The following is a 24,827-nucleotide window of genomic DNA, read 5'->3' as shown; positions in this document are numbered from 1 at the left end:
AAGATCAATAAATGTGGGTTGACACCCGCCCGCAGCCTGGTTTGTCCCTTCACCGCGTTTGCCCAGACTTAGCGACACGGTAGCTGCCCCCGCTGGTAAACCCAGGTATGCTGGCGGCATATGGTCGGGCGAACGGGCACCGCTTGACCCACGACATGTAGGCCCTGGTGAACAAGCAGTCTCCAGACACAGGTGCCCGATTAGAATTTCTAGCCGGCCACAGACTCTGGGTGGAATTCAACCAGATACTTCATGAAGCGGATATTCCGGGCCATGGACAGGGCCCGGCGGATCCGCAAATCGTCTCCCTGGGCGATTATGACGCCTTCGACAGACTGTCCCGGTTCGAGCAATGCTTCCTGAATGAACGAACCCCATGTAGCGCTGGATCTGGCCGATGACGGCGTCGGCGGCCCGGCGCCGCTTCAGCTCGACGACAAGAAGTCGGGTGCGATCCTTGCTGATCGCCAGGATGTCCATTGGTCCAGTGTCGGTGGGGTACTGCTGACCCACCGACTGACCGTCTTCCTCGTAGATGTCGTACCGCCCAAGGACGTGCTGGCCCAGTTGTGGACCAGCAAGTCTTCGAGCTGCTTCGACGACCTGCTCCACCTCATCGACCATGACCCCTTGGCGGCGGGCCAGCTTGCGCGGGGGCTGACCTCGTACTGGGCGTAGTGGAAGATGTGCAGGTCCAGATAAGCCGCGCATCGTTCAGCGACATGGTCCATGAAGTCGATGAATGCCGGGCGTTTCCTCCTCCAGGCTGTGGGCGGTGAAGGCAGGAATTCGGGGTAGTTATTCACCCGTCAGATGCCCGAGGGGGACGGTGAGGCTGCTTCCTTCATCTCACGGGACAGGCCCAGGCCCATGACGACGAGGACCGGGGTCGCCATGATGACCGCGAACAAGAGGACGGCTCCGCCAATGAACGGGACAGCCATGAGGGCCGCCAGCAATGCAAAGCCAGCGAAGCTGATGGAAGTGATCGGCGCACCGCGGGTCTTTCCGCGCTGCATCGTCAGGAGCACGATGCCGGACGTGATGTTGCCCAGGGCGGCGATCAGCAACAGTAGCCCGGCGATGGAGTTGGCGCGGAACCCGACGCCGGACGCGAGGAGCAGGATGAAGCCCAGCACGATCCCCACGATGCCTGCGGCGACCCGGAAGCCGGAGGACTTGGGCTTCGCTGCTGCCGGGGCCCACTGCGGCGTGCGCTGCTGGGGCGGGTAGGGAGCGTACTGCGGCTGCCCATAGGAGAGCTGCTGCACGTAAGGCTGCTGGCCATACGGCGCCGGTGTCGGCTGGCCGTACTGAGGCGGCTGGTAGGCAAGGAAGGTCTCGGGTGCCTGAGGCGGGTAAGGCTGCTGACCGTACGGCGCAGGCGCCGTCTGCGGGTACTGTGGCGGCTGGTTGGCCTGGACCGGTGCCTGCTGCGCGTAGCCTTCGGGTTGCCGCGGTGCCGGCGGGACCGGCGGGTAGTTTTCAGTCAATGGATCCCCCATGGAGTTGTATGTTCGGAGTCAGATTACACGTGCACGGCTTTCCCAAGGGGCAGTTTTCAATCAAGGCTTCCGCAGATTCTGGCCACCCTTCCACACTCGTCGCTTGGGACTGGGTCCTATCTCTGCTCCATCCTTCTGGTTGAGCTTATAGCGACCCAGCTGACGGAGTCAGAGTCCGACCGCCGCAACAAATGAATCCCCCAATCGCTACGGCAGGCCATGTCGTCCAGGCGCCCCGGATTTGTAGAAGCGCCGGGCCGAGGTTGCTGGCCAAACCGCGTATTTTCACGAGGAATGCCGCTGTACTGAGGGGTACATGTTCGCGCTTACTGCTTCTTCCACTCGCCACAGCGCGTTGACTTGAACGTTTGTCCTTCGATAAGGGTCACCATTGGGAAGCCGCCGGGAACAATATCGTTCTCGATGATGTCGCCCCCATTTGATCCAGTTCGAGTGATGGACCAATAACAACTGGAGGAAACAGCCTTGGTGGTCCGATAGTCACCTGGAGGCATATCCGTGCCGACTGTCCACACTCCTTCACCTATCGTGTTGGCAGCGGCGGTCTTCTCGGCCCCGGTTACGGCTATCTCACGGGCTTTGACGGCTGCTTCCGCCTTCTTGACGCCTTCTTCGCGTTCCGCGAGTTTTGCGGCCGACTCCGCTTCTGACTTCACCAACGCGTCTTCGCGAACCTTCAACTTTGCAGCAGCGTCGGCCTCGAGCGTTGCACTGGTCACGGGCTCTGCCGCCGAATCGCGACTGTTGCTCACGCCAGCCGCGATTCCTCCGAACAGCAAGGCTGCCGTGCCAGCTATAGCGACTGCTGTCGCCGCATTTCGGCTTGGGAGTGCTGCCCAAGACTTCCTCTTAAAGATGAGCGCGTACAAACCAGTCAAAAGCGCAGCGAGGCCCAGAATGACAAGAATCGACTCACCGTTTCCTGTCGCTGTGTTGGAAAGGACAATTAGGGCCAGCAGCCCTCCCACGATCCAGAACGACGGGCCGAGCGGTCCCTTCGGCGGCCGGGGACCCATGTCCCGAGCCGGTGGCTGAGGGGGCGGTCCATAGCCTTGCGGCGGAAAAGGTCCCTGTTGGTGCTGCGGCGGGTACGGCTGATGCTGGCCATACCCTTGCTGAGGATACTGGCCGTAAGGCGGTTGCTCGGGCCCTTGCGGAAAGGGCTGGGGTGGCGGAAAGTTCGGGTCGTTTGTCATTGGATTGCCCCCATGGAACGTTACAGTCGCTTCGTCGCGTCGAGGTCACATTAGCACCGGCTCGGGTACCTCCGCGCAAAGGCGTGATCGTGACGTCAATTCAAGGCTCAGGGCCCGGCAGGGCAGGTGATTCAGACTCGCACAGTCCTTTGGGGGGCGCTGAGGCTGCCTTGGCGTGCTGGTGGCATCTTGTCCAACAAGCCCGTACCACTTGCTACGCTGGAATCCCCCCCAAACAACCCGCAAGCGAGGCATAACGTGCACGAGGACGCCGTCCGGTTCCTGTCCCAGCCGGTGGAGGCCCAGCCCGGCTCACCGCTCCGGGTCGCCGTCTACTCCCGGATCGCCGAAGCCATCCGCAACAACCTGCTGCAGCCCGGCTCCATGCTCCCCACCGAGACCGAGCTCGGCACCGACATGAAGGTCAGCCGCACCGTCGTCCGCGAAGCCCTGATGCTGCTCGAGGAGGACGGACTCATCCGCGCCCGCCGCGGCGTCGGCCGGTTCGTCTCCGACACCCTCCCCCGCATCGGCATCGAACGCATCCGTCCCTTCGAGGAGGTCCTCGGCGGCCCCGGACACCAGGTCGAGATCAAGCGCATCCAGGTGGAGAAGCAGCCGGCCTCCGAATTCGTGGCCCCCGGCGTCGGCGTCGACCCCGGCAGCGACGTCTGGCTCTGGGACTCCGTCCTCATCCGCGACGGCGAACCCATCGCGCATCTCCAGGAAAACATCTCCGCCCTCCCTGTCAGCTTCGCGGGCGGCGCCGCGGCGCCTTTGGACATAAACGACGACGGCGGCATCACCTTGCTCACAGCGCTCAACAAGGCGGCGGGCCGGGGACTCGGGCCGGGTGAGTGCCAGATCAGCCTGAGCCAGGTCGGCCCGAGCCGCGCCAAGCTGCTGGACCTGCGGGCCTCGGACCCGGTGCTGGTCCTCACCCAGTACGTCCGGCACGCGAACCGGCCCTTCTACCTGGCCAAGTGCCTCATCGCGGACCGCGCCGGGCACCTCTCCGTGATGCAGTCCCTCCAATCCTGAGCGGGCCGGGAGCGCAGTCACACCGTGCGTTTTCGCTTCAAGGCGTAGAGAAATTTCCCGTCGTGTTCGTGCAGAACAGACTATTCGAAGAGTAATGCCCCGGCCGCAAACGGCCGGGGCACGCCTTGCGCCCTGAAGCTGCGCGTTCCAATCAATGCCGCATGTTCTAGAGTCCAGTCTTGCTCACGCCGTAGTCGGCCTGCGCCGGGGTGAAGCCCTCAAAGAGCAGTTGGTCAACCAGCCCGGCACGCGAGAAGGACGTGTATTCCAGGTAGTCCTTGGCCTTTTTCGCTGCCTGATCGTTCCAGTTGACGCTCACGCGATCCACTGCCCAGGTCGCATCGGCTGTCGAATACTTCTCAAAGACCAGCTGTTTGATGAGACCGGTGCGCGAGAATGCGGTGTACTCGAGATAATCCCCAGCCTTCTGCAGGGCATTCTGCTGACTGATCGTGCCAGCTTCGGCAGCAGCCTTCGCAGCAGCTGCAGCCTCCGCCTTAGCCTTTGCAGCAGCGTCAGCCTTGGCCTTGGCCTCAGCGTCAGCTTTCGCCTTGGCCTCGGCGTCAGCTTTAGCCTTCGCCTCCTTGGCAGCCGCGTCAGCCTTCGCTTTGGCCTCCGCATCAGCTTTAGCCTTCGCCTCCTTGGCAGCAGCGTCGGCCTTAGCTTTTGCGTCAGCCTCAGCCTTAGCCGCGGCGGGATCCAGCGTTGCAGTCTCGGCCGGAGCAGCAGTTGCGGGAGCAACCGAAGAGTCATTGGAAGTGGAAACGGCCGGCTCAGACGACGGGGCAGCTGCACTGCGGCTGGCGTTGAAGATAATGCCGAGGAGGATGAAAGCGCCCGTGACGATCAAGGCCACTTTCTTGTGCCTGTGGTAACCCTCCAGCGGAAGGCCCTGCTTATCGCTTGTCTTGTTCACCAGTACGAGGATGAGGTCGATCAGGGCCCATATCCCCAGACCGCCGAAGGTGATCAGCTTGAGGATGCCAGTACCGACTTTGCCCAGATAGAACCGATCCACGCCCAAACCGCCGAGGAGCAGGGAGAGCAACCACGTCACGAGGAATGACTTATTGCCCTGTTGTCCCTGCCCCCTCTGCGGGTACCCATAAGCGGCGCCCGGTATGGGCGGCTGCTGGGACATTTGCGGGTGCGGCTGCTGATTCAGGACTTGCCCCGGGTACGGCGTCTGAGCGGGCTGGCCAGGGTACGAAGCCGGCGGCTGCGGCGGCATGGCCGGCGGCCATTCGGGTTGACCGAAGGCGGAAGCCGCTCGGGGTGTTAGAGGCTGTTCGGGATAGGACTGGGGCATGCTGTTCCCTTCGATGGTGTGTCATGCGGATCATCTCGTCTTGAGGGCGTCTGGATTTCCCATCGAAAGCCGGCTTCCCCACAAGCCGCGTATTCCGCATTCATCTTTTTGCCACATGCTCAAGCTCGGCGTGGGTTTGGCAACGCAATACGCAAGGTTCAGCGCAGGATTTTGCAAAGGTCTGGCGTGCGTCAGACCCGCCGTCGGATCCTGACGGAAATCGCCGAGACAGCTGTAACGCCAGGTACGTGAATCGGCCCTGCTACCTCGCCAAGTGCCTCATCTCGGACCGCGCCGGGCACCTCTCGGTGATGCAGTCACTCCAGTCTTAAACGAAACGGCTCCGCCAGCTCATTCTCCTGGCGGAGTCTTCAAGCTAAGGGCAGTTAGTACTACCGACGGCCTTGCAGGCGTTCACCCGGCCATACGCCCAGAAGGTGCCAGTGCCGGAAATTTTGTCGGCGGTTGATTCGACATTTGCCCGGACGGACGTGTTCGTGGCGCCGGCATGCGAGCTCCAGGCAAGGGCGGCGGTTGCAGCGACAATGGGCGAGGCCATGGAGGTACCGCTGGCAATGTCATAACCCGTGTGCCGGCCGTTCTGCGTGCCCAGGACGAAGGTGTGGTTCGGGAAGGTCGAGTAGACATTGACACCGGGAGCCGCGACATCCACCCACTGGTCGCCGTAGCTTGAGAAGGATGCCTTGGCGTCGTTGTTGTCGGTTGCGGCCACGGCGATAACGTTGGGATAAGCGCCCGGGTAGATCTTGGCCTGGGTGCCGGCGTTGCCTGCTGCGGCGACGACCACCACTCCCCGGTTCCACGCATTGTTGACCGCAGCTTCCAGCGTGCGGGATGCGACGCGCTGCCCGAGGCTCATGTTGATGACCTTGGCACCGTTGTTGACGGCCCAGTTGATGCCGTTTGCTATGGCCGATGACGAGCCGGATCCGCTGTCGTTCAGCACCTTGGCATCCAGGATGGTGCAGCTCGGGCACACACCAGCCACACCGATCGTGTTGTTGGCGGTGGCGGCAACGATGCCGGCGACGTGTGTGCCATGGCCGTAATTATCTTCACCCGTTGCGGTACCACTGAAGTTGGCGCGTGCAACAACCTTTGGCGCAATGTCGGGATTGTCGCTTGCAACACCTGAATCAACAATGGCGACTTTGATGCCGCTGCCGGTCGTGACGTTCCACGCTTCGACGGCGTCGACGTCAGCGTCCTGCTTGCCCGTGGCTACAGTCTGCGTGCCGTCGGTGTTGGTGAATGATTGGCCGTTGTTTTGCAGTGCATATTGGCGAGGAAAGTACTCGTCGGCTGTGGCAGCCGTAGCCAGCTCGTCCGGCTCGGCGTACTCGACCACCGGGTTTCGGCTTAGGGCTTCGATGAGCTGAAGCTCTTTGCCGGCCGGCACTTTGACAAGTTGGGCCCCGGTGCTGCCGATACCGGGACCCTCCTTGAGGCCGTGCTGGCGCAGTACGCCGGCCGCCGAGGCTTTCTCACGGAACTTGACCATGATTTGCCCGGAGATGTGCGACGACGGGGTTGCCGCGTTGCTCATGGTCGCCGCGTTGCTCATGGTCACCGCGTTGCCTGGAGCTGCAAACGTGATTGCGCCACTGCCTATGATTACCGCCGCGAAACAGGCCACAACGATTCTTTTCATGGGACGTATCTTGCTTCAATCAGCACCTGCTGGACAGCTAATGCCCGAAAATTACTCCCGCGGCCTGCCGCCACGTACTGCTAAAGGCACTTGGGTTGGTAGGCCGGATCCGCGGGGCCGGACGCCTGGCCCAGCGCGTGGGCCACGATCTGGTGCACCACGGGGTCGTTCGGCGTCTGGTCGTGTTCGAGGGCGTCGGCCGGGCACTTGTCCTGAATGGTGACGTTGGTGACCTGCCGCGCCGGGCCGCTGAGGAACTGGCTGTTGTAGGGAATGACCACTTCGTCGTGGACCGTGGAGATGACGGTGTAGGAGGGTCCGGCAACCGTGTCGCCGATGGAGTTGAGCTTCTGCATGAAAGCCGACCCTGCCTGCTGGTCGGCGCAGGCGGCACAGCCCAGGCCGGTGTAGTTGGGATCGGGGACAACGCCCGGCGACGGGACGATCACACCTTCGGTGCCGTGGTTGGAGGGTGCGATCCCGATGAGCTGGTGGACATACTTGGCGCCGCCCAGGAAACCCATGTAGTAGCGGGGCATCATGCCGCCCTGGCTGTGGCCCACGAGGTCCACCTTCTTCGCGCCGGTGGCGGCACGCACTGAGTCCACGAACGGGGCGAGTTCCTGCGCCGATTTGGCCACCGGCGCGGTGGCGTAAACACCATTCGTCTCGCCGTAGTTCAAGGCGAAGACGCAGTACCCGGCGCTCTTGAGGTACGGCGAGAGGGTGGACCAGTTCTTTTCCATGCTCTCGAAAGTTCCGGGCACCAGAACCACGGGATACGGATGCTCGGCGCTTGGTTTGCAGGACCAGTCATTGGCTCCGGGCGGGGAAACCTGCACAGTTCCCGCATGGGCCGGAGCCACGGCCAAGGAGCCGGCTAGTACGGCAATGGCGGCGGCGGACAGGGCTTTGGTGAGCAGTGACATAGAAACCTCTTTGTTCGTGTCAGTGGGGGTGCGGCCCGGCCGCAATCCGTGTTCAGCGGAGTCAGCCAAGGTGGTACCCAATGTAGGCAGCCCGGGGTCCGACGCCGCCATGGTTTTGCACGGACGTGCGCGGAAATCCGTGCCTGGGCGAACCCTGTCTGCCCTGACACGATGCCCTGCTTTCACCCAAAGTTACTGGTCAGTACGCTCTTACCAATCGCGAGGCCCGCGAACATCGCCAAACGCGCCTGCACAAACGTTCACTGCCGGGCCTTACAACCATGCCAGCTCGCCGCCACCCGAGTTTTTGTCCAGGTGTCGCGGCTTGAATCGTGCCAAGCGTGGATTATCTGTACAAAACTCGGGGCCGGCGAAGCGTTAGGCGACTGCCGGCACCTGGCCGTCCTCCGCCGTCGTGCTTTCAGAAAGCGACAGCAGCGTCTCCACCAGATGCGGCGCGAAGTCGTCCTCCAGCGACAGCACCACCCGGCAGCGGGCGCCGGGCTGCTCCGGGTAGTCCATGTACAGCCCGCGCATGTCGCAGACGGTCTGCCCGCGGCCCGGCCCGGACGTGGTGTCGACGTCGACATGCACCACCGGCGCAAGGGCGGGCTTAACAGCCCCAACAGCAAGCGCCGCGGCCAGAGGATCATGCATGGCGGAGCAGGCGCGGCCGAATAGGCCCTCGTAGAACCGGAAGTAGTAGCCCAGCATCTCCCCCAGCGCCCGCGGCACGGCACCGGACGAGGCGAGCAGCTCCTGCCGGTGGTTCTCCTCCAGCACGTTGGTCATGGTCACGTCCAGCGGCACCAGGGTCACGTCCCAGCCGGCGGACAGCACCAGGGCCGCAGCCTCGGGGTCGTTGGCGATGTTCGCCTCCGCCACGGGCGTGAGGTTCCCCGGGGCCAGGGCCGCGCCGCCCATGATGGTGATCTCCGCAACCAACTGCGGCAGCGAAGGCTCCAGCCGCAGGGCCTCGACAATGTTGGTCAGCGGGCCGATGGCCAGGACCCGCAGCGTGCCGGGGTGCTCGTGGGCGAGCCGCACCAGCATCTCCGCCGCGGTCTCGGGCGCGAGCTCAGCGGCCGCCGTCGAAAGCTCAACCTCGCCGATGCCGTTTTCGCCGTGCACCCACGGCGCTCCCCCACCGAAGGAACCGGAGAGGGGGTCGTGCGCACCGAGGGCGACGGGGATGTGCGCGTGCCCGGCGAGCTCGAGCAGGTCCAGGGTGTTGCGGGCGCCGACGGCGGCACTGACGTTGCCGCTGACGGCGCCGATCCCCCGCACGTCCGCCTGCGGGGAGGCGAGCAGGTAGGCCAGGGCGAGGGCGTCGTCGATGCCGGTGTCGCAGTCGAGGTAGAACGGGTGGCTGGTCATGGGTGGTTCTTCTTTCGGTTGGTGCGGAAGGTCTAGAGGGATTCGCCCTTGGGGGCGGGGACGAAGAGGCTGACGATGAACGCGGCGGCAGTGATGCCCACCGAGATCCAGAGGGCGGTGGCGTACCCGGCTGCGGTCGCCTGGGCGGCGAACGGGGCAACAATTACGACGCCGAGGCTCGCCCCGATGCCGAAGGAGGCACCGTTGATGCTGGGCAGGGAAGCTGGTGCCTCCTTGGGCGAGAGCAGGACGGAGAGTCCGTTGATGGCGGTGAGGAAGAGTCCGTTGTAGAAGATGCCGAGGGCGGCGACGGCGACCATCACCGCGATCTGGTTGGTAGAGAACGCTGCGGCCGCAACGGCGCAGGTCAGACTCAGGGCGGTGCCGGTGCGGAGGACCTTGATCCAGCCGCGGCGGCCGGCCAGCCAACCTGCGAGCGGCGCGGCGAAGACGCCGATCAGCGCGGCCGGGGTGAGGAACAGCAGGGCGGACACGGACGGGCTGAGTCCGAAGCCGGAGCCCTTGTCCTGGCTGAGCAGCACCACGGTGAAGTTCATGATGGCGAAGATGCCGGCCAGGGTCAGGACGGTGGAGGCGATGACGGGCCACACCTGGCGGGAGCGCAGCTGGTGGACGGCGATGAGCGGGTGGCTGCGGCGCTTCTCGATCATCCAGAAGGCGGCGAATGAAGCAATCGTGCCGACCAGCAGCGCCAGGGTGCCGGGGGCGGTCCAGCCGGCGGCCGACCCGCCGGAGACGAAGTAGGTGATGAACACCAGGAACACGGAGAGCGAGCCCGCTCCCCACCAGTCCATGGCGCCGCGGACGTGCTGCGGCCGCCCCTTCGGGACGGTCTTGAGGATGCAGCCGGCGGCGATGGCGGTGAGCACCAGCACGACGGCGAAGATGGACCGGAAGCCCAGGGTCTCGGACATCAGGCCGCCGACGTAGCCGTCCACTCCCCCGATGCCGCCGTTGATGGCGGCGATGATGCCCACGGAGGTGCCGAAGACGCGCGGCTGCAGGTTCTCGCTGAGCACGATGTAGGACAGGGCGAAGACGGCGCTGGACACGCCCTGCAGGAAGCGGCCGGCGATGAGCAGCGGCAGCGTGGGCGCGGCGATGCAGAGGACGGTGCCGACGCCCATGATGGCCAGCGCCAGCAGGAGTGCCGGGCGGCGGCCGATGAAGTCGCTCCAGCGCCCGATGACCGGGCCGGCGATGGCGCCGGCGAGGAAGAACATGGACTGCACGGGGGCTGCGGCGTCGGCGGACTGGCCGAAGCTGGCGGCGATCTGCGGCAGAGCTGGGGTGACCATGCTGGCGTTGAGCTGGAAGGACAGCACGCCGAGGAGGAGGGTGACAATGAGCAGGGCGGCACGGCGGCCGCTCAGTTTGGTCTGGTCCACTGCTTCATTGTCGACGGCGGCTGGCGGCGAGGCGGTGCCCGCGGCTGGTGTGTTCACATCAAACTCCTTTGTTCTTCAGGCTGGTCCTGCCTTTGGGATGTGAGTTGTTATACAACCATGTATGACGAACAAGTTCAACCTGCCGTACACTGTTTCCTAATCCGGCCGCCCTTGGCCCGACCTGATAGGACTTCTCTATGAGCACTCGACTTCCTGCCGTCACCGTTGTCGGCAGCATCAACCTGGACATCATCGCCACCACGGACCGGCTCCCCACCGCCGGGGAGACCATCGGCGGCGGCGTCCTGCAGCAGCAGCCCGGCGGCAAGGGGGCCAACCAGGCCGTGGCCGCCGCCCGGCTGGGCGGAAGCGCGCGGATGATCGGCGCGGTGGGCGATGACGCCCAGGGCCGCCTGATGCTTGAGGCTCTTGCCGCTGCCGGCGTGGACACTGCGGATGTGGCAGTGCTCGACGGCGACGCGACGGGCACCGCGCTGATCGTGGTGGACCGCGACGGCGAGAACCAGATCGTGGTGTGCCCGGGGGCCAACTCAGCGTTTTCGTTGGAGGGCGTCTCGCTTGGTCCCGACGAAACGGTGCTGTGCCAGCTCGAGGTCGGCCTGGACGTGGTGCTGGAGGCCGCCCGGAAGTCCTCCGGCTTCTTCGTGCTGAATGCCGCGCCGGCGATGGACCTGCCCGCGGAGCTGCTGGACCGGTGCGACCTGGTGATCGTCAACGAGACGGAGTACGAACTGATCCCGGCGCTGGCCGACGCGAAGCTCGTGGCTGTCACGTATGGAAAGGACGGCTCGGCGATGTTCGAGCGCGGCCGGAAGGTGGCAGAAGCACCTGCTGCTGCCGTGACCGTGGCGAACACAATCGGTGCGGGCGATGCCTTCTGCGCGGCGCTGGTGTTGGCGCTGCGGGCTGGACTGGATTACGGGCGGGCGCTGGCCGTCGCGAACGCCATCGGAGCGGACGCAGTCGGCGACTCCTCGTCCCAGCCGACGCTTGCCTCACTGGAGCAGTACGTTGCCCGGGTAGCTGGAGCCGGGGTTTCCGGGCAGTGAATCTGGTTTTCAGGCTGGCAAGGTCAGCCGATTTTGCAGAAGTCCGGAGAATCACGCGGGAGGCGTACCTCCACGCTGGGCATTTCACCACCAACCACCCGAACATGAGTGTGCTGGACAACGTGTAGCACCAGGCTGAGCACGCGGAGGTGTGGGTGGCCGAATGCCCCAATCCGGTGGTTGCGGCAGTGACGCTTACCTTAGCCGGACAACCGTACAGCGAGATCGCCATGGAAAATGAGCTCGAGTTCCGGATGCTCGCGGTTGACCCTGCGGTTCAAGGCAACGGGGTTGGGCGCGCCGTTGTCCGTCAGGTCATCGAACACACCCAGTCGTTGCCGGCTATCAGCGCGATCAGCATTAGGAGTGCGACGTTTATGGAAAGGGCAGATGGTCTCTTCGAATTCCTGGGCTTCCGGCGGGTTCCGGCCCGTGACTGGTACGCGCCGGGCGAGGACGTGCTTCTCTGGGTGTTCCGGCTGGAGCTAAAGGAGCTGGTGCTTTGGGGCACGCCGGCGGACCAGCCGGCGGTCGGGCTTCCGTACCACGAACGGACTCAGCGGGAGGTCCCGCCACAGATGACGTAGTTCTGCCCAGTGATGGATTTCCCATGCGGTCCCAGCAGGAAAGCGGCCAGGCCAGCCACGTCGTCCGGATCCACGAGGGCGCCCAGGGCAGGCATCTGCGCCGGGGTGGCTGCCCGGCGGGGGTCGTTAAGCATCGGGGTATCGGTCGGTCCCGGGGAGAGCTCGTTGACCGTGATCCCCCGCGGCGCGAGCTCCGGAACGCCAGCCCGTGGTGATCGGCGACGCGCTGCGCCTGCGCCAGGCCGCGGACGTCCTGGGCGTCGAGGCGAATATCCAGGTAATCGAGAACGTGGAGGACGCGGTGTTCATGCCCGGCCAGGTGAACGTGATTGACCTGCCGTGGGGCTGCTCTCCCCCGTGGCCGGCCATGCGGCGTATGAGTACGTCCGGGTGGCCAGCGAGCTGGCCATGGCCGGGAGGGTGCAGGCAATCTGCACCGCGCCGCTGAACAAGGAGGCGCTGCACGCCGCCGGGCACACCGAGCTGCTGGCCCAGCTGACGGGCACGGAGGAAGTGTCCATGATGCTCTTCAGCCCAAGATCCGGGTGATCCACGTGACCACGCACATCGGGCTGATGGACGCCATCCGCAAGATCAACCCGGACCTGGCGGAGCGCACCATCCGCCGCGGGCATGAGGCCCTGGTCCGGGCAGGCATCCCGAACCTAAAGATCGGTGTCTGCGCCATCATCCCGCGGGCGAGAACGGGCTGTTCGACCAGGGCGAGGAAGCCGAGAAAGTCGAACCGGGCGTGAAGGCGGCGCAGGCTGCCGGGATCGACGTCACGGGTCCGCTGCCCGCGGTCACGCTGTTCTTCCTGGCGGACCGGGGCGATTACGACCTGGTGGTGGCCATGTACCACGACCAAGGGCACGGGCCGGTGAAGGTGCTGGGCATCGAGGCCGGCGTGAACATCACGGTGGGCCTGCCGGTGATCCGCACGTGCGTGGACCACGGCACGGCCTTTGACTTTGCCGGCAAGGCGATCGCGGATCCGCGCAGCATGGTGGAGGCCCTGCACCAGGCGGCGGAGATGGCCACCCGGCCTTCCGTAGCCGTGTAGCAGCAGGGTTTTATTGGGGGCCGGAACTAGCATGGTAAGCACGCCCACGCGAAGGAGACCGGGAATGCTGAGCGCAATGCCAGGCGCGAGGAGATCTACCATCTCGCAGTCACCACCGGCCTGGCCTCCGTGGAGGAACTGTCGGCCCGGTTCGAGGTGACGGACTCCACCATCCGCCGCGACCTGGCGCTCCTGAACGGGCAGGGCCGGCTGGCCCGCACCTATGGCGGGGCCATGGCGATGGGCGCACCCGGAGGCGTCGCTGCGGCAGCGCACCGGCGAGGCGTTCGAACAGAAGCACGCGATCGCCCGCTGGGCAGCGTCCGTGATTGTGCCCGGGGGGGGAACATCCTGCTCGACGCCGGCTCCACCGTGGGTGCCCTGGCCCACGAGCTGCGGGGCTTCGATCGTTTGTCCGTGACCACGCCGGGCATCAACATCATGCAGGAACTCGCCGAATCCGAGGGCATCGAGGTGGACTGCCTGGGCGGCCGCCTGCGCACCGTTTCGCAGAGTTTTGTGGGGCCGCTGGCCGAGGCGGCGCTGGAGCGGATGAGCTTTGACCGGGTGTTCCTGGGCGCCGACGCCGTCACCGCCGAGGACGGCATCTGCGAGGCCGACCACGCCCAGACCCGGCTCAAAGAGCTGATGGCCCGGCGCGGCCGTTCCGTTTATGTTTTGGCGGATTCTTCGAAGCTGGGCCTGCGGCCTTTTCATGCGTGGGCGCGTTTGGCTTTGCCGTGGACTTTGGTGACGGACGACGGCGCCGACCCGGAGCAGGTGCAGAAGTTTCGGGACGCCGGGGTTGAGGTTGAGGTGGCTTCAGTTTCCGGCTGAACCCCGCTGGGTAGGCTACTGCTGGAACGCGAGAGACCTCCTTTACGGAATGGACGGGCACCCATGCACGCGGCGCTCGAGCACACCTACGCGGATGACTACCTTGAGATCCGCGAACAGTACCGCGGTGTCCATCTTAAGGCGGTGTGGGAAGCAATTGAACGGGGCGAGCTTCTACTGGGCGGAGCCATGGCGAAGGGCCCTTCACCGGATTGCTGATTTTCACCGGCGACAACGCGCTGGAGGCCGCCCATGCCTTTGCAGCAGCCGGCCCGTACGTCACCGGCGGCGTCGTGAGCTCGTGCACCGCCCGGCCCTGGACAACGGTGCTCGGAAAGAAGCGGCCACACCCATTCACTCATAAGCCCTAAAGCCCGGTCTCACCTTGTTTTAGACAGCGAGGTCCAGCGGGAGATCAGAGATATCTTTGAGGCGCTTACCTCGGATCATGATGTGTAACATCTCCCGCGCATCACCGTCTGCGTCTGACTCCAACGTCTCAAATAGTTCTGGCAAGGCGAAATGATAGACACAGTCGATGTCGCCAGTGCCCAGGGCCAAGGACGCGAGTCGACGAGGAAGCGGTTCGGCCGTCACAACGGCGATGTGGGGCGTACGGCCCTTACGATTTCGAATAAGATTCAATGCTTCCGACCGCGCATTTTGGGCACGATCAGACCTGAGCGTCCATTTGCATGAAATGACTGCATGCAGTAGGGATCGAGTCTGAACCGCATCTCGAATTGCCGCATACTTGGAGAAGGACTGTCCGACGAGATACTCGTCACGGTTAATAACTTCGTCAGATACGGGCTTTCTAGTGATAACCACGTCGGGAGCGATTGCATATGCATTGCCCAATGCTGCCTGCAGCTGACGCCTTTCTTTGACGATAGACTCAAGGTCATTCAAGTGTTCATATTGTTCATAAATTGAACCCTCAATTTTTTGCTTCTTAGTCATAAATCCCGGGTGGCTCTTGTCTCCGATTCTTCGGACTGTCCAATCTCCGGGGCGTATGGTAGCGAGCCGAGGAAAAGTGGCATCTAAAAAATCCGCTGTCGCCTGCTCAAAGCGGGCTCCAAGAGTCTGTCCCGATGGCTTTGGCCCGCTGCCTGCTGTACCAAGTCGATCGGCTATGCCCTGAGCAAACCGTAAGCTAGGTTGCTTGCTCCCATCTGAGTTGCTGGGTACGCCACCTTCACTCACGATAAGGACGTTGGATAGCTGAACGTGGTAAGCATGACGAGCCTGGGCCATCAGGGAAAGAGAGCCCTCGGCCAGTTCCGCCCCTCCTTCGAATATAAAGTCCGGTCCCCGGCTATATTCTTGATCTCCGGACGGAGGAAACAGTGGAAGTTCTGCCTGTTGATCGGACAAGTATTTCCTTCTAACTAGGAAAAGAATCCTATGGCCTAGGGCTCTATAAGTCACAGCATACGATTAGGCGGAAAAGTTCGCAAAGTTGCAGTTAGCGCAGACTTCGTAAGCTCACGAGCGTAATCGCTTTGACACAAGTTGCCAGCCTTATCAAATTCGGTTGGAGCTTTTGACCTGCCCTCGGAACCCAAATTCCCAGCACAACCCATAATCGATGCTTGTCACTGCTCGTGACGAAGCTGATCTGCAATCTGGACTCGTCTATCACTGGGCACTCGCAGGTACGCAAGCCAGGCGCGGTCGAGCTCTGTGCCGCCCCGTCGACCACGCTCCATCCACCGGATCAAGCGGCGTCGATCTCCGGGGCTGAGATCCCTCGCAGCGAAAAGAACGTCGCGCTCGTCGATCGGCGACGCCCCTCGTCCTGACGTACATCGCTTGCACTCGGTCACAAACGTTTCGGTTTCGCGCCCGTCAAAAGTTCGGATAGAGCGTCGCGAGACGGCGATGACAGCTGTCATTACGGGGTCGTCCGGATATGGCTCAGCACCTGCGATCCCACAGAGGGTACACATGTACCCGTCTCGAATAAGCACCGCCTGCCGGTCCTTGCTCGAAATTGCCTTGCGGGGCGCAGCCTGCCTGCGTTCGTGCGGGTCCCATACCGGCACTCCGGCCTTCACGAACCGCTGATCTTCAGCAAGTAGAGATGCGTCTTCAGCACTGGAGTGCAATATCCACCCGTAGTCCCTGAGATCACGTATCCGTCTGTCGATCTGCGAAATGCCGGGAAAAGCCGTTCGCAGTTCGTTCTTTGTGAAGGTACCCCCCTCACCGACCACCTGCAGGAGCCATAGCGCGCCACGAATCATGGTCCCCGCTTTGGCCTCCGAGTCATCCCATGCCGGTTGTTTCACGATATTCCTTCTAATCTTGCCTACCCAGGCGTGGTCATTTAGTTCTCGTGATCATACGATCCAGCGCCGGAAGCCGGGGTTCAGGCTCGCCGAGCCGTCGCTCGCGGCTGCACGGTACGCCAGGGCGGAAGCCTGCTGGCCATATCCGTTCCAAGCTGCGTGACACGATCCTCGATAACCTCGCCAGGCAACTCGAGCTTGCATGACGCCCAGCTCCCGAAAGACCCTGCGTCGCGTGGAACGGCCGCAGCAATCCAGTCTCGGGGCACTGAGCCCACTGCGGCGATGTCGAGGTCGGCGGTAAGCCGCACGACGACGAGCACCCAACGAGGGTCTCGTAGCATCACCCTGTACTCGTGCCGTGACAGGTAGGCAGTGAATCGTCCCGTCCGCGTTGTACTCTTTACCTCCAAGTGGGCAAACGCAGCGCCCTGGGCGAAGGCGATGTCGTATCCGAACCCATCAGACCACGTCGACACATGGTCGACACTGCCGTCAGCGCTCTCTTTGAGAAGAGAGACGAGCGCTGCTTCGCCCGCAAAACCAACCCGCTCGCGAGCAGCGGCGTCGACCTTGCCCCAACTAGTGACGAGCTGGTCATATATCCCGTCCGCATCAAGGCCCAGCACCGCCCCGGCCGAAACAATATCCGAGGGCAACTCTTCCGGTGACTGAACAAGCTCGTCGGCGTCCTGCACCCATGGTGGAGCTGCTGTCTCGAAGATCGCGCCGAGTATCAGATTGGCCAACGGAATCGGGGATCCGACCTGTTCCAGTAGCTCCATGTCACGCAGCCAACCGAGTGCCGTTGCGTATTGGGAGGGTGACAAGTCGCTGTACTGTCGGTGGGTCACCATTAGTGCCTGGGCGCGTGGGATGCCACCACTCGTCGGGAGAATTTCCAGCCAGCGCCGGGCAGCCAGCAGGATCGGCTCAGGTGGTAGACGCACGCAAGTGGCCCATCAACGACTGAAGGTCCCCCTGGTCGAGACCTCCACCGACCGCAGGCTCCTCGTCCAGATCAGCCAGCTGCTGAACCGCTGGATCGTCGAGAATGCCACCCATGAACTTCAGCTTTTTCGCAAGCCGTGCCGCGACCACCTCGTCGATAGTGCCTTCTGAGGCGAGGATTGTGATTCGGGTCGTGGCGTCTGGCCTGAGCCCTAGACGGTGAATGCGGTCTAGACTCTGCAGGAATCGGCCCGCGGCAAAGTCTCGGTCAACGTAAACCGCGTCATGGCACTCGTGATGCAGGCTGATCCCCTCGCCGAGAGTTGCAGGATTGGACAGCAGCACCAGACAGTCTGGGTCACTCCTAAACCGTTGGATCTGCTCTTCGCGGTCGGGCGTACCGCCGTGGACCACGGCAGGGCCAAACCGCGCCAGGATTCGCTGCAGGGTGTTGAGGCTGCGGATAAAAGTTGACCACACGAGCGTCTTTCGACCCTGGGCAGCATTCTCGCGGACTATCGCAAGCACTTCTTGGTATTTGGGCGACATCTCGTAGGTAGGAAGGTCCTGCATCAGCTGGTAGAGCGATGATCGCTCGGGAACCGGAAGCGGCGGCACTTGGTATGCAAGCGGCTCATACTGGGTGGTCCCAACTGCGAGCAGGGCAGGGCTGGTCGCAGCCATGAGCATATATACCAATATTCGGCCAAGAGCCTGGAAGTCGCCCTCGTGTCCGGTCGCGCGCGTGGAGAACTGACCAACGAGCGCCTCATAAATTTCGGAGTGTAAAGGGGGCAGCGGTACAACTCGCAGGCTAGTCTCCACTGGCGGCAGATTGAGCTCTTGTTTGGTCGTTCGTGTGAAGAGCGGTCTGAGCGTGCGGCTGGCATCCGCTAGGTCGCCACCGTTAACCGCCCGGAGTACGCTCTGGCGACCAGTACCGGGCCACACGAATCCGAAGAGGTTTTCGAGGTCCCTAACCCCGTTCGGGGCTGGTGTCCCCGTGAGGATGAGCCGGCGCCGCCCGCGCGGGCCGAGGGCGAGGCAGGCTGCACCGTATGCACCGTCCGCCCCGAGCTTCATACGATGGGCCTCATCGAGAATGATCATGGAGGGCCGCTCTGTGAGCCAGCGACCAAGTGAGCTGACCATGTTCGGGAGGCGCTCATAGTTGACGATGATTGCATCAACAGTGCTAGATAGGACGCCGTCGGCCACCTCCATGGACAGCGACGGCTGCAAGCATTCCCTGTTCTCGTAGCACCACGCGTCGTAGCTCGATTTGGGTCCGACGATGAGTAGTCGCTCGAGATTCTCTTGGCGTCTCAGCGCGTGAAATACGGCAAGTCCGACTCTCGTCTTACCAGCGCCCGGGACAGAGAAGTTGGCTCCGTGCCGAAGCGACAGCAGCTTGGCGATGTCGCGCAGCTGGAACGTTGTGAGATCTCCTGTCCATTCAGGCCCGAGAAGACGGGGCACAGCTTCGGAGCCCACTGCTTCCTTTGCTGTGCGGTCATTCAACTGACCAGACAGTGTCTGGGCGTCATGTAACGAGTCGACTACGAGCGCTTGTAGCTGTTCTTCCCAAGTCACATCACCGTCCGCCGTGTGCGGCCACCTGCTGAGTACCTCAAGGTTTGTTAGGAGGTCATCGAGCTCAATCTCGACGCTACCTGGTGACCGTTGCACGCTAGTGCGGAAGCCGACTGCCAGCCTACGGAGATCATCCTCCAGCCCTGGCCGAGCGATGAGCCGGGCGCGCGAGACCTCCGATGAGAGGCCGATGCTGAGGCTCGGGTGGTCGGCCATCATCACCTGGACCGGACAGCGTTGAGGAGCCAGGCAACACCTTCCCCGGGCGCGGAGAATGTGCGTCCAGCCTGGCGGGCGAGGCTTTGGAGACTGTCGCGGAGCACGATCAGTGCATCGTCAAAAGCCTCGTCGTCGAGGGCTCGCTTTGCCTTCGCCTCAGCGAACTCGCTTGCGCACTGAGTGACGTAGTCTGCTGCATCAGTCAGCCGCTCAGGTACCGCGGTCTGCCGCTTCACGAGTTCTGCATTCTGCCCAGCAAGCTTCACGGCGATGTCGAACGTATCTCGCGCCTGCTTCATGACACCGGACGCCCATGCGACATCCGCGGGATTCGCGCCCTTGCCATCAGTCGCCGTAGCCTTGGCACGGAGAAGCTGATTCGTGAGAGCTTCGGCCGCGGCAGAAGCACTACTCTGGCTTGGTAGGACCGCCCCTGGAATGCCCGGCACTGAAACCTTTTCCAAAACGGACAAGTTCGGTTTCAGGTCATCCGGGAGACGACTCTCGAGATAGCGCGTGTGGAAGTCTGCCTCAGCTAGGCGCAAGGAGGTCTTCGGGTAGTCCAGGAGAACCATTGCCAGACGCGATTGCATCAGGGTTTTGGCAGCATCAGAGTCAGTCGCACCGAGCTTCGAAAAGTCGCGGTGGAGCTCACGTAGCTTTTCCTGGTGCTGTTCGAAATCAACCAGACGTAGGGTCGCTCCGTCCGCGGTCTTACTGCGGTCGATCGCGTCGCGTATCAGCGCGTAGACCCAGCGGTCTCGCTGCAACGTCGCAAGCTTGATATTGAAATCCTTCGCAACATCGGATTCCGAGCGCCCGCGCCCCAGTTCCTCGTCGATTGCGATGAGCCGGTTGATGTAGGAGTAGTCACGCCGACGGTCCTTCCGTAGCTGGAGTGACAACTCCACGGCATTGATGTCTTTGCGCGAGGTGTCTTCCGGCAGAACGCCGACCCTAATATTTTGCTCGCCGAGATCGATCAGCGCGGCGGCTCGAGTGTTGCCGTCGACCAGGATCCCATGAGGGGTAACGATCCCGGGCTCGCGCTGGCCGACGTCATCCAGCTCGTCCATCAGCGCGGTGTAATCGGGGTCTGTTTGGTCTGGGTTGGACGGCCGCTGCCTAAGCAGATCGTGGAGGTAGTCCTGGGCTACGTGCCCCCAAGGGTTCTCCTCAATGGCCCTATCGCGTTGTGGGTCGAGCGTGCGCTGAGCACGGATTCGGTGGGTATCCGGGTTGAAGTAGAGCATGTCGACCGGCACAGAAATCACGTAGAGGTGGCGGGGCTCTCCACGCCAGTCAATCGTGACCTTCGCACCGTTTTCAGTCATCGCCAGCTTGAGACGCTGGTCGATCACTGCCTTGATCTCCTCCCCCTTGGGAGGAATGCCGAAGTCTGGCATGGAAACTCCTAAAACTAGATCAAAGTCAGTCTTCCGAAAATTGAGCCTTGACTGTCCGACGTCAATCCGCGACACGCTGTCGGCGAAAACCACATAACGCTGCAGCAACAAGATCATCCACAAACTGCGCCATAAATGAGGCGGCTAGCTGACCTTGGCGCGCAAGCGATCGACCGCAAACACCTCGTGGCGGGCGTGGTTCGCCTGCCCGCGGAACGCCCGCCACTCCCCTAGCTTGTACATTGGCACGCCGCGGCGAACGCGCACCTCAACCTCAAAGTCACGGCTGATAAAGTCAATCCTGCGCTCGATCTCACCGTCCGTGAGACTTCCTCCGAGCGCCTTCCGCAACCCCGCAAACGAGACAAAACCAGCATGCTCGCGTAGCGCGCGGTAGACCTCGTCATGGCTGCCCGCGCCGTGGCGGCCGGTCGGGGTTCCGTCTTTACGTAACGCGGATGCGATAGCGACCCCGACAGCACGGGCTACCGGTGGGGGAAACGCGTTACCGATCTGCCTGTAGGTTGTAGTTTTTCGCCCTTTGCGCTCGGCAAAGTCCCACTCGTACGCCTGGCCCGACCAGCCCTGAATGCGGGCAACCATCTGATTCGTCAGCTTGGGGACGAAGTCCACTGGGACATCGGGGCCCGGGGCTGCGTCTGCGATCCCAAGGCCGTCGACTCCGAGGGCGCGCCAATCGCGCTTCGCCCGTGTCGGGCCGAGGTCAGGCCCGCCATGCTTTTTGGAGCCGCCAACAATGGTCGGGGCAATCCGGTCAGCCCTCTTGGCCCAGACCTCGGCGCCCGGCCAACCGTTCGCTGCCATCAGGTCATAGAGTGCAGAGCCCACCGTCTGTACCGCAGGGGTCGGTTCAGGCCAGCTGAAGTAGGGCGCGAATTCTTCACGCAGAGCCACAAGAATGAAGCGAGGCCGTAATTGCGGGACACCGTAATCCTTCGCCTCAAGCAGCCGCCAGTCGGCGCGGTAACCCAGCTCGGCCAACCTGTCGAGGACGGCCTGTCGATACCCGGCAAAACGCGGCATCGATAGCCCGCGGACGTTCTCCAGCAGCACCGCGTCAGGCTGCATGCGACCAGCAGCCTCGACGGCCCAGGCAAACAAATCCCGCTCGTCCGACGAGCCCAGTTGCTTCCCAGCAATCGAGAACGGGGGGCAGGGAACTCCACCCGCGAGCAGTGAGACTCCCGCATGTTCGGCTGGGTCCCACACTGACTTGTCAGCGACGTCCCCGACCGCAACCTTGGGCTCGGACTGCCCCTCAGCGGCTGCAAGGCGCGACAGATTACGCTCGAGGGTTTCGGCGGCGTCGCGGTCTAGCTCAACAGCGAGCGTGTGTTGGAACCCGGCAAGGTGCAGGCCCAGGCTCTGGCCACCTGCCCCCGCGCAGATCTCGACCACTGTCAGCTCACTTGCGCGTTTCTTCTCATTCATGGTGCATCCATTCTTTCAGACTCCCCGCCTCCATCTGGGACGCTCGCCGACCGACATGAGCAACGCCACATAGGCTAACCCAGGTCCTTCAGGCGCGACGGGGTGACAACGCAATTTGAGCAATTAATCAGCGTCTTTGTAGTCGGGATTGCTGGCCCTTCGCATTTAGGCATGGTTGGTCTGTTTGTTCCGGTAGGGGCGGTGGCCGCCGGCGGCGAGTAGGCATCTGAGTCTGTAGTTGGTGAAGTTGCGAAAGCCGCGGGCGATCCTGCGGGTGGTCTCGATGACGCCATTGATCGCTTCAGTGGGGCCGTTCGAGGCGCCGAAGGTGTCGAAGTACGCGAGGATCGCTGCCTTCCATTGCTTGAGCGTCCGGCCGAGCCGGGCGACTTCCGGGATCGGGCAGGACGGGAATGAGGCGATCACCTCGTTGGCGAGTTGGCGGCCCTTCTCCGGTCTGGCGTGGTGGATGTTTCGGAGCTTCTGGTAGCACTGCCAGGCGAGGGTGACTTCATGGCCGTGGTCCCCGAGTGTAAGTTTCGCGTCGAGCCGGGCGGCCTGTTTGTCGGTGAGGTGTTCGGCGCCGATCTGAAGGGTCCGGCGGATGCCGTAGAGCGGGTCTCCCTTGCGGCCGCGGCGCCCGAGGGTGTCCTGCTGGACGCGGCGGCGGACCTCGTCAACCATGGCTGACCCGAGCTTCACGACGTGGAAGGCGTCCAGGACTGTGATGGCTTCGGGCAGCTCGTCGCGGATCGCGTTGGCGTAGTCGCGGAACGGATCCAGCGCAGCCGTTTTGATGCCTGCGGTGAACCCGGTGCCGCGCTCTTTGAGCCAGTCGGCGTAGGCCTTCCCGGACCGGCCCGGCACGAGGTCCAGCAGCCGGGCATGGACCAGGCCCTGGGCGTCGCGGGTGTGGTCCACGATCCCGGTGACCATGCCGGATCCCGGTGGGCCGGTGTGGGACCAGACATGTTCATCGACGCCGAGCGCGTCCACCCCCGTCAGCCGGCCCGTCGCTGCGATCCGGCGGGATGCTTCCACGCGGACGGCGTCCCAGATGGCGTGCCAGGAAACGCCGAGCTGGTGGGCCAGGGCCGAAACCGAGGTGTCGAAACGCTGCAGTGCATCGGTCGCCCAACCGACTGCCCTGGTCGTCAGTTTCGCCCGGGATGCCGCCATCGGATGCTCCTCGGTGAACGTCGTTCTCGGGCAGCCCGGGTCTGGACATCGCCAGACGCGCTTGGCCCAGAGCAGCCGCACCGGCCGGCCGAAACACGGGATGTCGTGGAGCCGGACCGGCCGTCGGCCATGGCCCACGGCAACGACGCCGCAGTCCGGACAGCCGGTGACGTCCTCCCCGGTCTCGACGCCCAGAACCAGGCCGGCCCCGGTCGCCGTGTCAGAGCTGATGTGGATGCCCTCAACACCGAGCAGCGTATCCGCGCGCGAGCACCACCGGCCGTGGGAACAAGCCACAGAGTTATTCATGTCAGGGTCTCTTTTGGGTATTGGTTTGCTTGGTCGCAACCAATTCAAAGAGGCTCTTCACGGTTCATGGGGAAATGGATCCCTGGAATGAGCATCATGCCGCCGTCCGGACGGCACTTCTCAAGAGAATAACCGATTTGTAGTTGGCGGGGTTGCGGTAGCCGCGCGCGGTGCGTTTGATGTTTTTGATGGCGGTGTTGTTGGCTTCGACCTTGCCGGTCGTCGCACCGGTAATGATCAGCACCTCGATCTCTTTCCACCAGCGGCAAACAGTGCGGTAGAGCCTGTTTGCCTCTGGCCGTGCAGCTGCCTTGACCAGCTTCTCGAGTTCGGCTTTCGCTGCCGCGGCGTCCTCCAGGGAGCCCGTGCGCAGCAGCGCCCTGAGCTGTTCCTTGACCTTCCAGACGGCCTGGAGCGTGCCGGTGGGATCGTCGGCGGCGAACACTTCTTCCAGCCTGTGGGCTGCCTTCTGGGTGAGTGTGTCTCCGGCGCGCAGGAGGAGCATCCGGTGGGCCCATGCCTTGTCGACGGCCCTGCCTCGGCGGCCCTTGACCTGCTGGGATAGGTTCTGCCGCGTCTCGGTCATGGCTTGGTTGGCCAGCGAGATCAGGTGGAAGTGGTCCACTGCGACCGCGGTGCGCGGAAGCCACATCCGCAGCGCCTTCCGGAACGCAGCAGACGGATCGATCGCCACGACCTGCACGGCCAGCCGCCAGTGCAGGGGGCGGGCGAACAGCCAGTCACCGACGCCGCTGTGGTCCCGGCCGTCAACGACGCCCAGGACCTGGCCGGTGTCCAGATCCACGATCGTTGTCATCCAAGGCTCGAACCGTGTCCAGGCCTTCGTGGCCGGGTCCTGGAAGTAACGCACGGACCGGAACCGGTGTTCATCGATGCCCAGCATCCGCGGGTTGAGCTTGTCCACGTCGGGCAGCCGCAGCAGGCAGGCTTCATTCAGCGCCGCCCGGACCATCCACCACGACACGGCGAAGCCCGCAGCTGTTTCCGATACGGCCCGGCCCGAGCGGATGACCGCGTCCACGAGCTGGTCCCGGAGCCGGCCGGTGGAGCGGGCGCGGCGTGGGACCTGTGGAGTGGACTCAAAGAACGACAGCCTGTCGCAGGCTGGTTCTTGGCAGTACCAGCGGTACTTGGACCAGAGCACATCCACGGGCCCGGCGACTGGAATATCACGGAGCCGTTGGAAGCGGCGTTCCTTGCGCCGTGACGAGATGACCCCGCAGCTCGGGCAGCCCGGCAGCTGGTCGGTTTCGATGATGACCTGCCGGCGGCCAGCTGTGACGGTGGAGGAGATGACGCGGTAGTCGGGCAGGTTGAAGAGGATGGTGGCAGCGTCGGCTGCCACCCCGGTAGGCTCGTTCAAGGCTCGTGGTCCTGTTCCAGG

General features: G+C 63.5%; 20 protein-coding genes and 2 pseudogenes. 6 read left to right on the top strand and 16 right to left on the bottom strand.

All coding sequences use genetic code 11. The features are described from left to right. Nucleotides 1-237 precede the first annotated feature (237 nt). The 3 genes from ACFRAU_RS04735 to ACFRAU_RS04725 form a co-directional block, all read right to left on the bottom strand. Nucleotides 238-624, bottom strand: a complete 387-nt coding sequence (locus ACFRAU_RS04735) for an endonuclease NucS domain-containing protein (protein WP_377999024.1) — start codon at nt 622-624, stop codon at nt 238-240. Between the two features lie 185 nt (nt 625-809). After that, nucleotides 810-1,493: a hypothetical protein gene (locus tag ACFRAU_RS04730; protein WP_377999023.1), complete on the bottom strand. Its 684-nt coding sequence runs from the start codon at nt 1,491-1,493 to the stop codon at nt 810-812. A gap of 338 nt (nt 1,494-1,831) precedes the next feature. Then, nucleotides 1,832-2,278 carry a hypothetical protein gene (locus tag ACFRAU_RS04725; RefSeq protein ID WP_377999022.1) on the bottom strand — a complete coding sequence of 149 codons (447 nt, stop codon included), beginning with the start codon at nt 2,276-2,278 and terminating at the stop codon, nt 1,832-1,834. A gap of 702 nt (nt 2,279-2,980) precedes the next feature. On the opposite strand from ACFRAU_RS04725, the gene ACFRAU_RS04720 reads away from it, so the two are divergent. Next, the gene (locus ACFRAU_RS04720; RefSeq protein WP_377999021.1) at nt 2,981-3,763 is read left to right on the top strand and encodes a GntR family transcriptional regulator; all 783 of its coding nucleotides are present in this window, start codon (nt 2,981-2,983) and stop codon (nt 3,761-3,763) included. Between the two features lie 166 nt (nt 3,764-3,929). On the opposite strand, the gene ACFRAU_RS04715 is transcribed toward ACFRAU_RS04720, so the two are convergent. The 5 genes from ACFRAU_RS04715 to ACFRAU_RS04695 form a co-directional block, all read right to left on the bottom strand. Beyond that, nucleotides 3,930-4,820, bottom strand: coding sequence for an Ltp family lipoprotein (locus ACFRAU_RS04715; RefSeq protein WP_377999020.1), 891 nt, complete (start codon nt 4,818-4,820; stop codon nt 3,930-3,932). A gap of 628 nt (nt 4,821-5,448) precedes the next feature. Beyond that, a complete protein-coding gene (locus ACFRAU_RS04710) occupies nt 5,449-6,744 on the bottom strand; it encodes a S8 family serine peptidase (protein WP_377999019.1) in 1,296 nt (431 codons plus the stop codon). A gap of 80 nt (nt 6,745-6,824) precedes the next feature. Then, complete coding sequence (locus ACFRAU_RS04705; protein WP_377999018.1) at nt 6,825-7,673, bottom strand: esterase/lipase family protein; 849 nt, start codon at nt 7,671-7,673, stop codon at nt 6,825-6,827. A 378-nt stretch (nt 7,674-8,051) separates the two neighbouring features. Further along, nucleotides 8,052-9,050, bottom strand: coding sequence for a nucleoside hydrolase (locus tag ACFRAU_RS04700; RefSeq protein ID WP_377999017.1), 999 nt, complete (start codon nt 9,048-9,050; stop codon nt 8,052-8,054). 32 nt (nt 9,051-9,082) lie between these two features. Further along, the gene (locus tag ACFRAU_RS04695; RefSeq protein ID WP_377999016.1) at nt 9,083-10,516 is read right to left on the bottom strand and encodes an MFS transporter; all 1,434 of its coding nucleotides are present in this window, start codon (nt 10,514-10,516) and stop codon (nt 9,083-9,085) included. Nucleotides 10,517-10,656: 140 nt separating this feature from the next. Between ACFRAU_RS04695 and ACFRAU_RS04690 the strand changes: the two genes are divergently transcribed. Next, nucleotides 10,657-11,529 (top strand): ribokinase, encoded by an 873-nt coding sequence (locus ACFRAU_RS04690; RefSeq protein WP_377999015.1) that lies wholly within the window; start codon nt 10,657-10,659, stop codon nt 11,527-11,529. Nucleotides 11,530-11,684: 155 nt separating this feature from the next. Further along, complete coding sequence (locus tag ACFRAU_RS04685) at nt 11,685-12,116, top strand: GNAT family N-acetyltransferase (RefSeq protein ID WP_377999014.1); 432 nt, start codon at nt 11,685-11,687, stop codon at nt 12,114-12,116. On the opposite strand, the gene ACFRAU_RS04680 is transcribed toward ACFRAU_RS04685, so the two are convergent. Continuing rightward, on the bottom strand, nt 12,086-12,250 hold the full coding sequence (locus ACFRAU_RS04680; protein WP_377999013.1) for an SDR family oxidoreductase: 165 nt from the start codon (nt 12,248-12,250) through the stop codon (nt 12,086-12,088). The genes ACFRAU_RS04685 and ACFRAU_RS04680 overlap by 31 nt on opposite strands. A 205-nt stretch (nt 12,251-12,455) precedes the next feature. On the opposite strand from ACFRAU_RS04680, the pseudogene ACFRAU_RS04675 reads away from it, so the two are divergent. From ACFRAU_RS04675 to ACFRAU_RS04665, 3 genes and pseudogenes are all read left to right on the top strand, one after another. Beyond that, a pseudogene (locus ACFRAU_RS04675) lies at nt 12,456-13,179 on the top strand (4-hydroxythreonine-4-phosphate dehydrogenase PdxA). Between the two features lie 93 nt (nt 13,180-13,272). After that, nucleotides 13,273-14,016: pseudogene (locus tag ACFRAU_RS04670) on the top strand (DeoR/GlpR family DNA-binding transcription regulator). Nucleotides 14,017-14,079: 63 nt separating this feature from the next. Further along, complete coding sequence (locus ACFRAU_RS04665) at nt 14,080-14,235, top strand: hypothetical protein (RefSeq protein ID WP_377999012.1); 156 nt, start codon at nt 14,080-14,082, stop codon at nt 14,233-14,235. A 171-nt stretch (nt 14,236-14,406) separates the two neighbouring features. Here ACFRAU_RS04665 and ACFRAU_RS04660 read toward each other — a convergent pair whose 3' ends face one another. The 7 genes from ACFRAU_RS04660 to ACFRAU_RS04630 all read right to left on the bottom strand — a co-directional run bounded on the left by ACFRAU_RS04660 (nt 14,407) and on the right by ACFRAU_RS04630 (nt 24,806). Then, the gene (locus ACFRAU_RS04660; protein WP_377999011.1) at nt 14,407-15,396 is read right to left on the bottom strand and encodes an NgoMIV family type II restriction endonuclease; all 990 of its coding nucleotides are present in this window, start codon (nt 15,394-15,396) and stop codon (nt 14,407-14,409) included. Between the two features lie 997 nt (nt 15,397-16,393). Beyond that, nucleotides 16,394-17,098, bottom strand: a complete 705-nt coding sequence (locus ACFRAU_RS04655; protein ID WP_377999010.1) for a protein NO VEIN domain-containing protein — start codon at nt 17,096-17,098, stop codon at nt 16,394-16,396. Between the two features lie 148 nt (nt 17,099-17,246). Next, a complete protein-coding gene (locus tag ACFRAU_RS04650; RefSeq protein ID WP_377999009.1) occupies nt 17,247-19,073 on the bottom strand; it encodes a DEAD/DEAH box helicase in 1,827 nt (608 codons plus the stop codon). A gap of 2 nt (nt 19,074-19,075) precedes the next feature. After that, the gene (locus tag ACFRAU_RS04645; RefSeq protein WP_377999008.1) at nt 19,076-20,482 is read right to left on the bottom strand and encodes a transcriptional regulator; all 1,407 of its coding nucleotides are present in this window, start codon (nt 20,480-20,482) and stop codon (nt 19,076-19,078) included. 144 nt (nt 20,483-20,626) lie between these two features. Further along, nucleotides 20,627-21,934 (bottom strand): DNA cytosine methyltransferase, encoded by a 1,308-nt coding sequence (locus ACFRAU_RS04640; protein WP_377999007.1) that lies wholly within the window; start codon nt 21,932-21,934, stop codon nt 20,627-20,629. Nucleotides 21,935-22,099: 165 nt separating this feature from the next. Continuing rightward, nucleotides 22,100-23,422: an ISL3 family transposase gene (locus tag ACFRAU_RS04635; RefSeq protein WP_377999006.1), complete on the bottom strand. Its 1,323-nt coding sequence runs from the start codon at nt 23,420-23,422 to the stop codon at nt 22,100-22,102. A 94-nt stretch (nt 23,423-23,516) separates the two neighbouring features. Continuing rightward, nucleotides 23,517-24,806, bottom strand: coding sequence for an ISL3 family transposase (locus ACFRAU_RS04630; protein ID WP_377999005.1), 1,290 nt, complete (start codon nt 24,804-24,806; stop codon nt 23,517-23,519). Nucleotides 24,807-24,827: the final 21 nt, after the last annotated feature.

The organism is Arthrobacter sp. NPDC056691 (assembly GCF_042791415.1).
Lineage (GTDB): Bacteria > Actinomycetota > Actinomycetes > Actinomycetales > Micrococcaceae > Arthrobacter.
The sequence above is the reverse complement of the archived record's forward strand: the minus strand, read 5'-3'. Positions and strand labels throughout refer to the sequence as shown.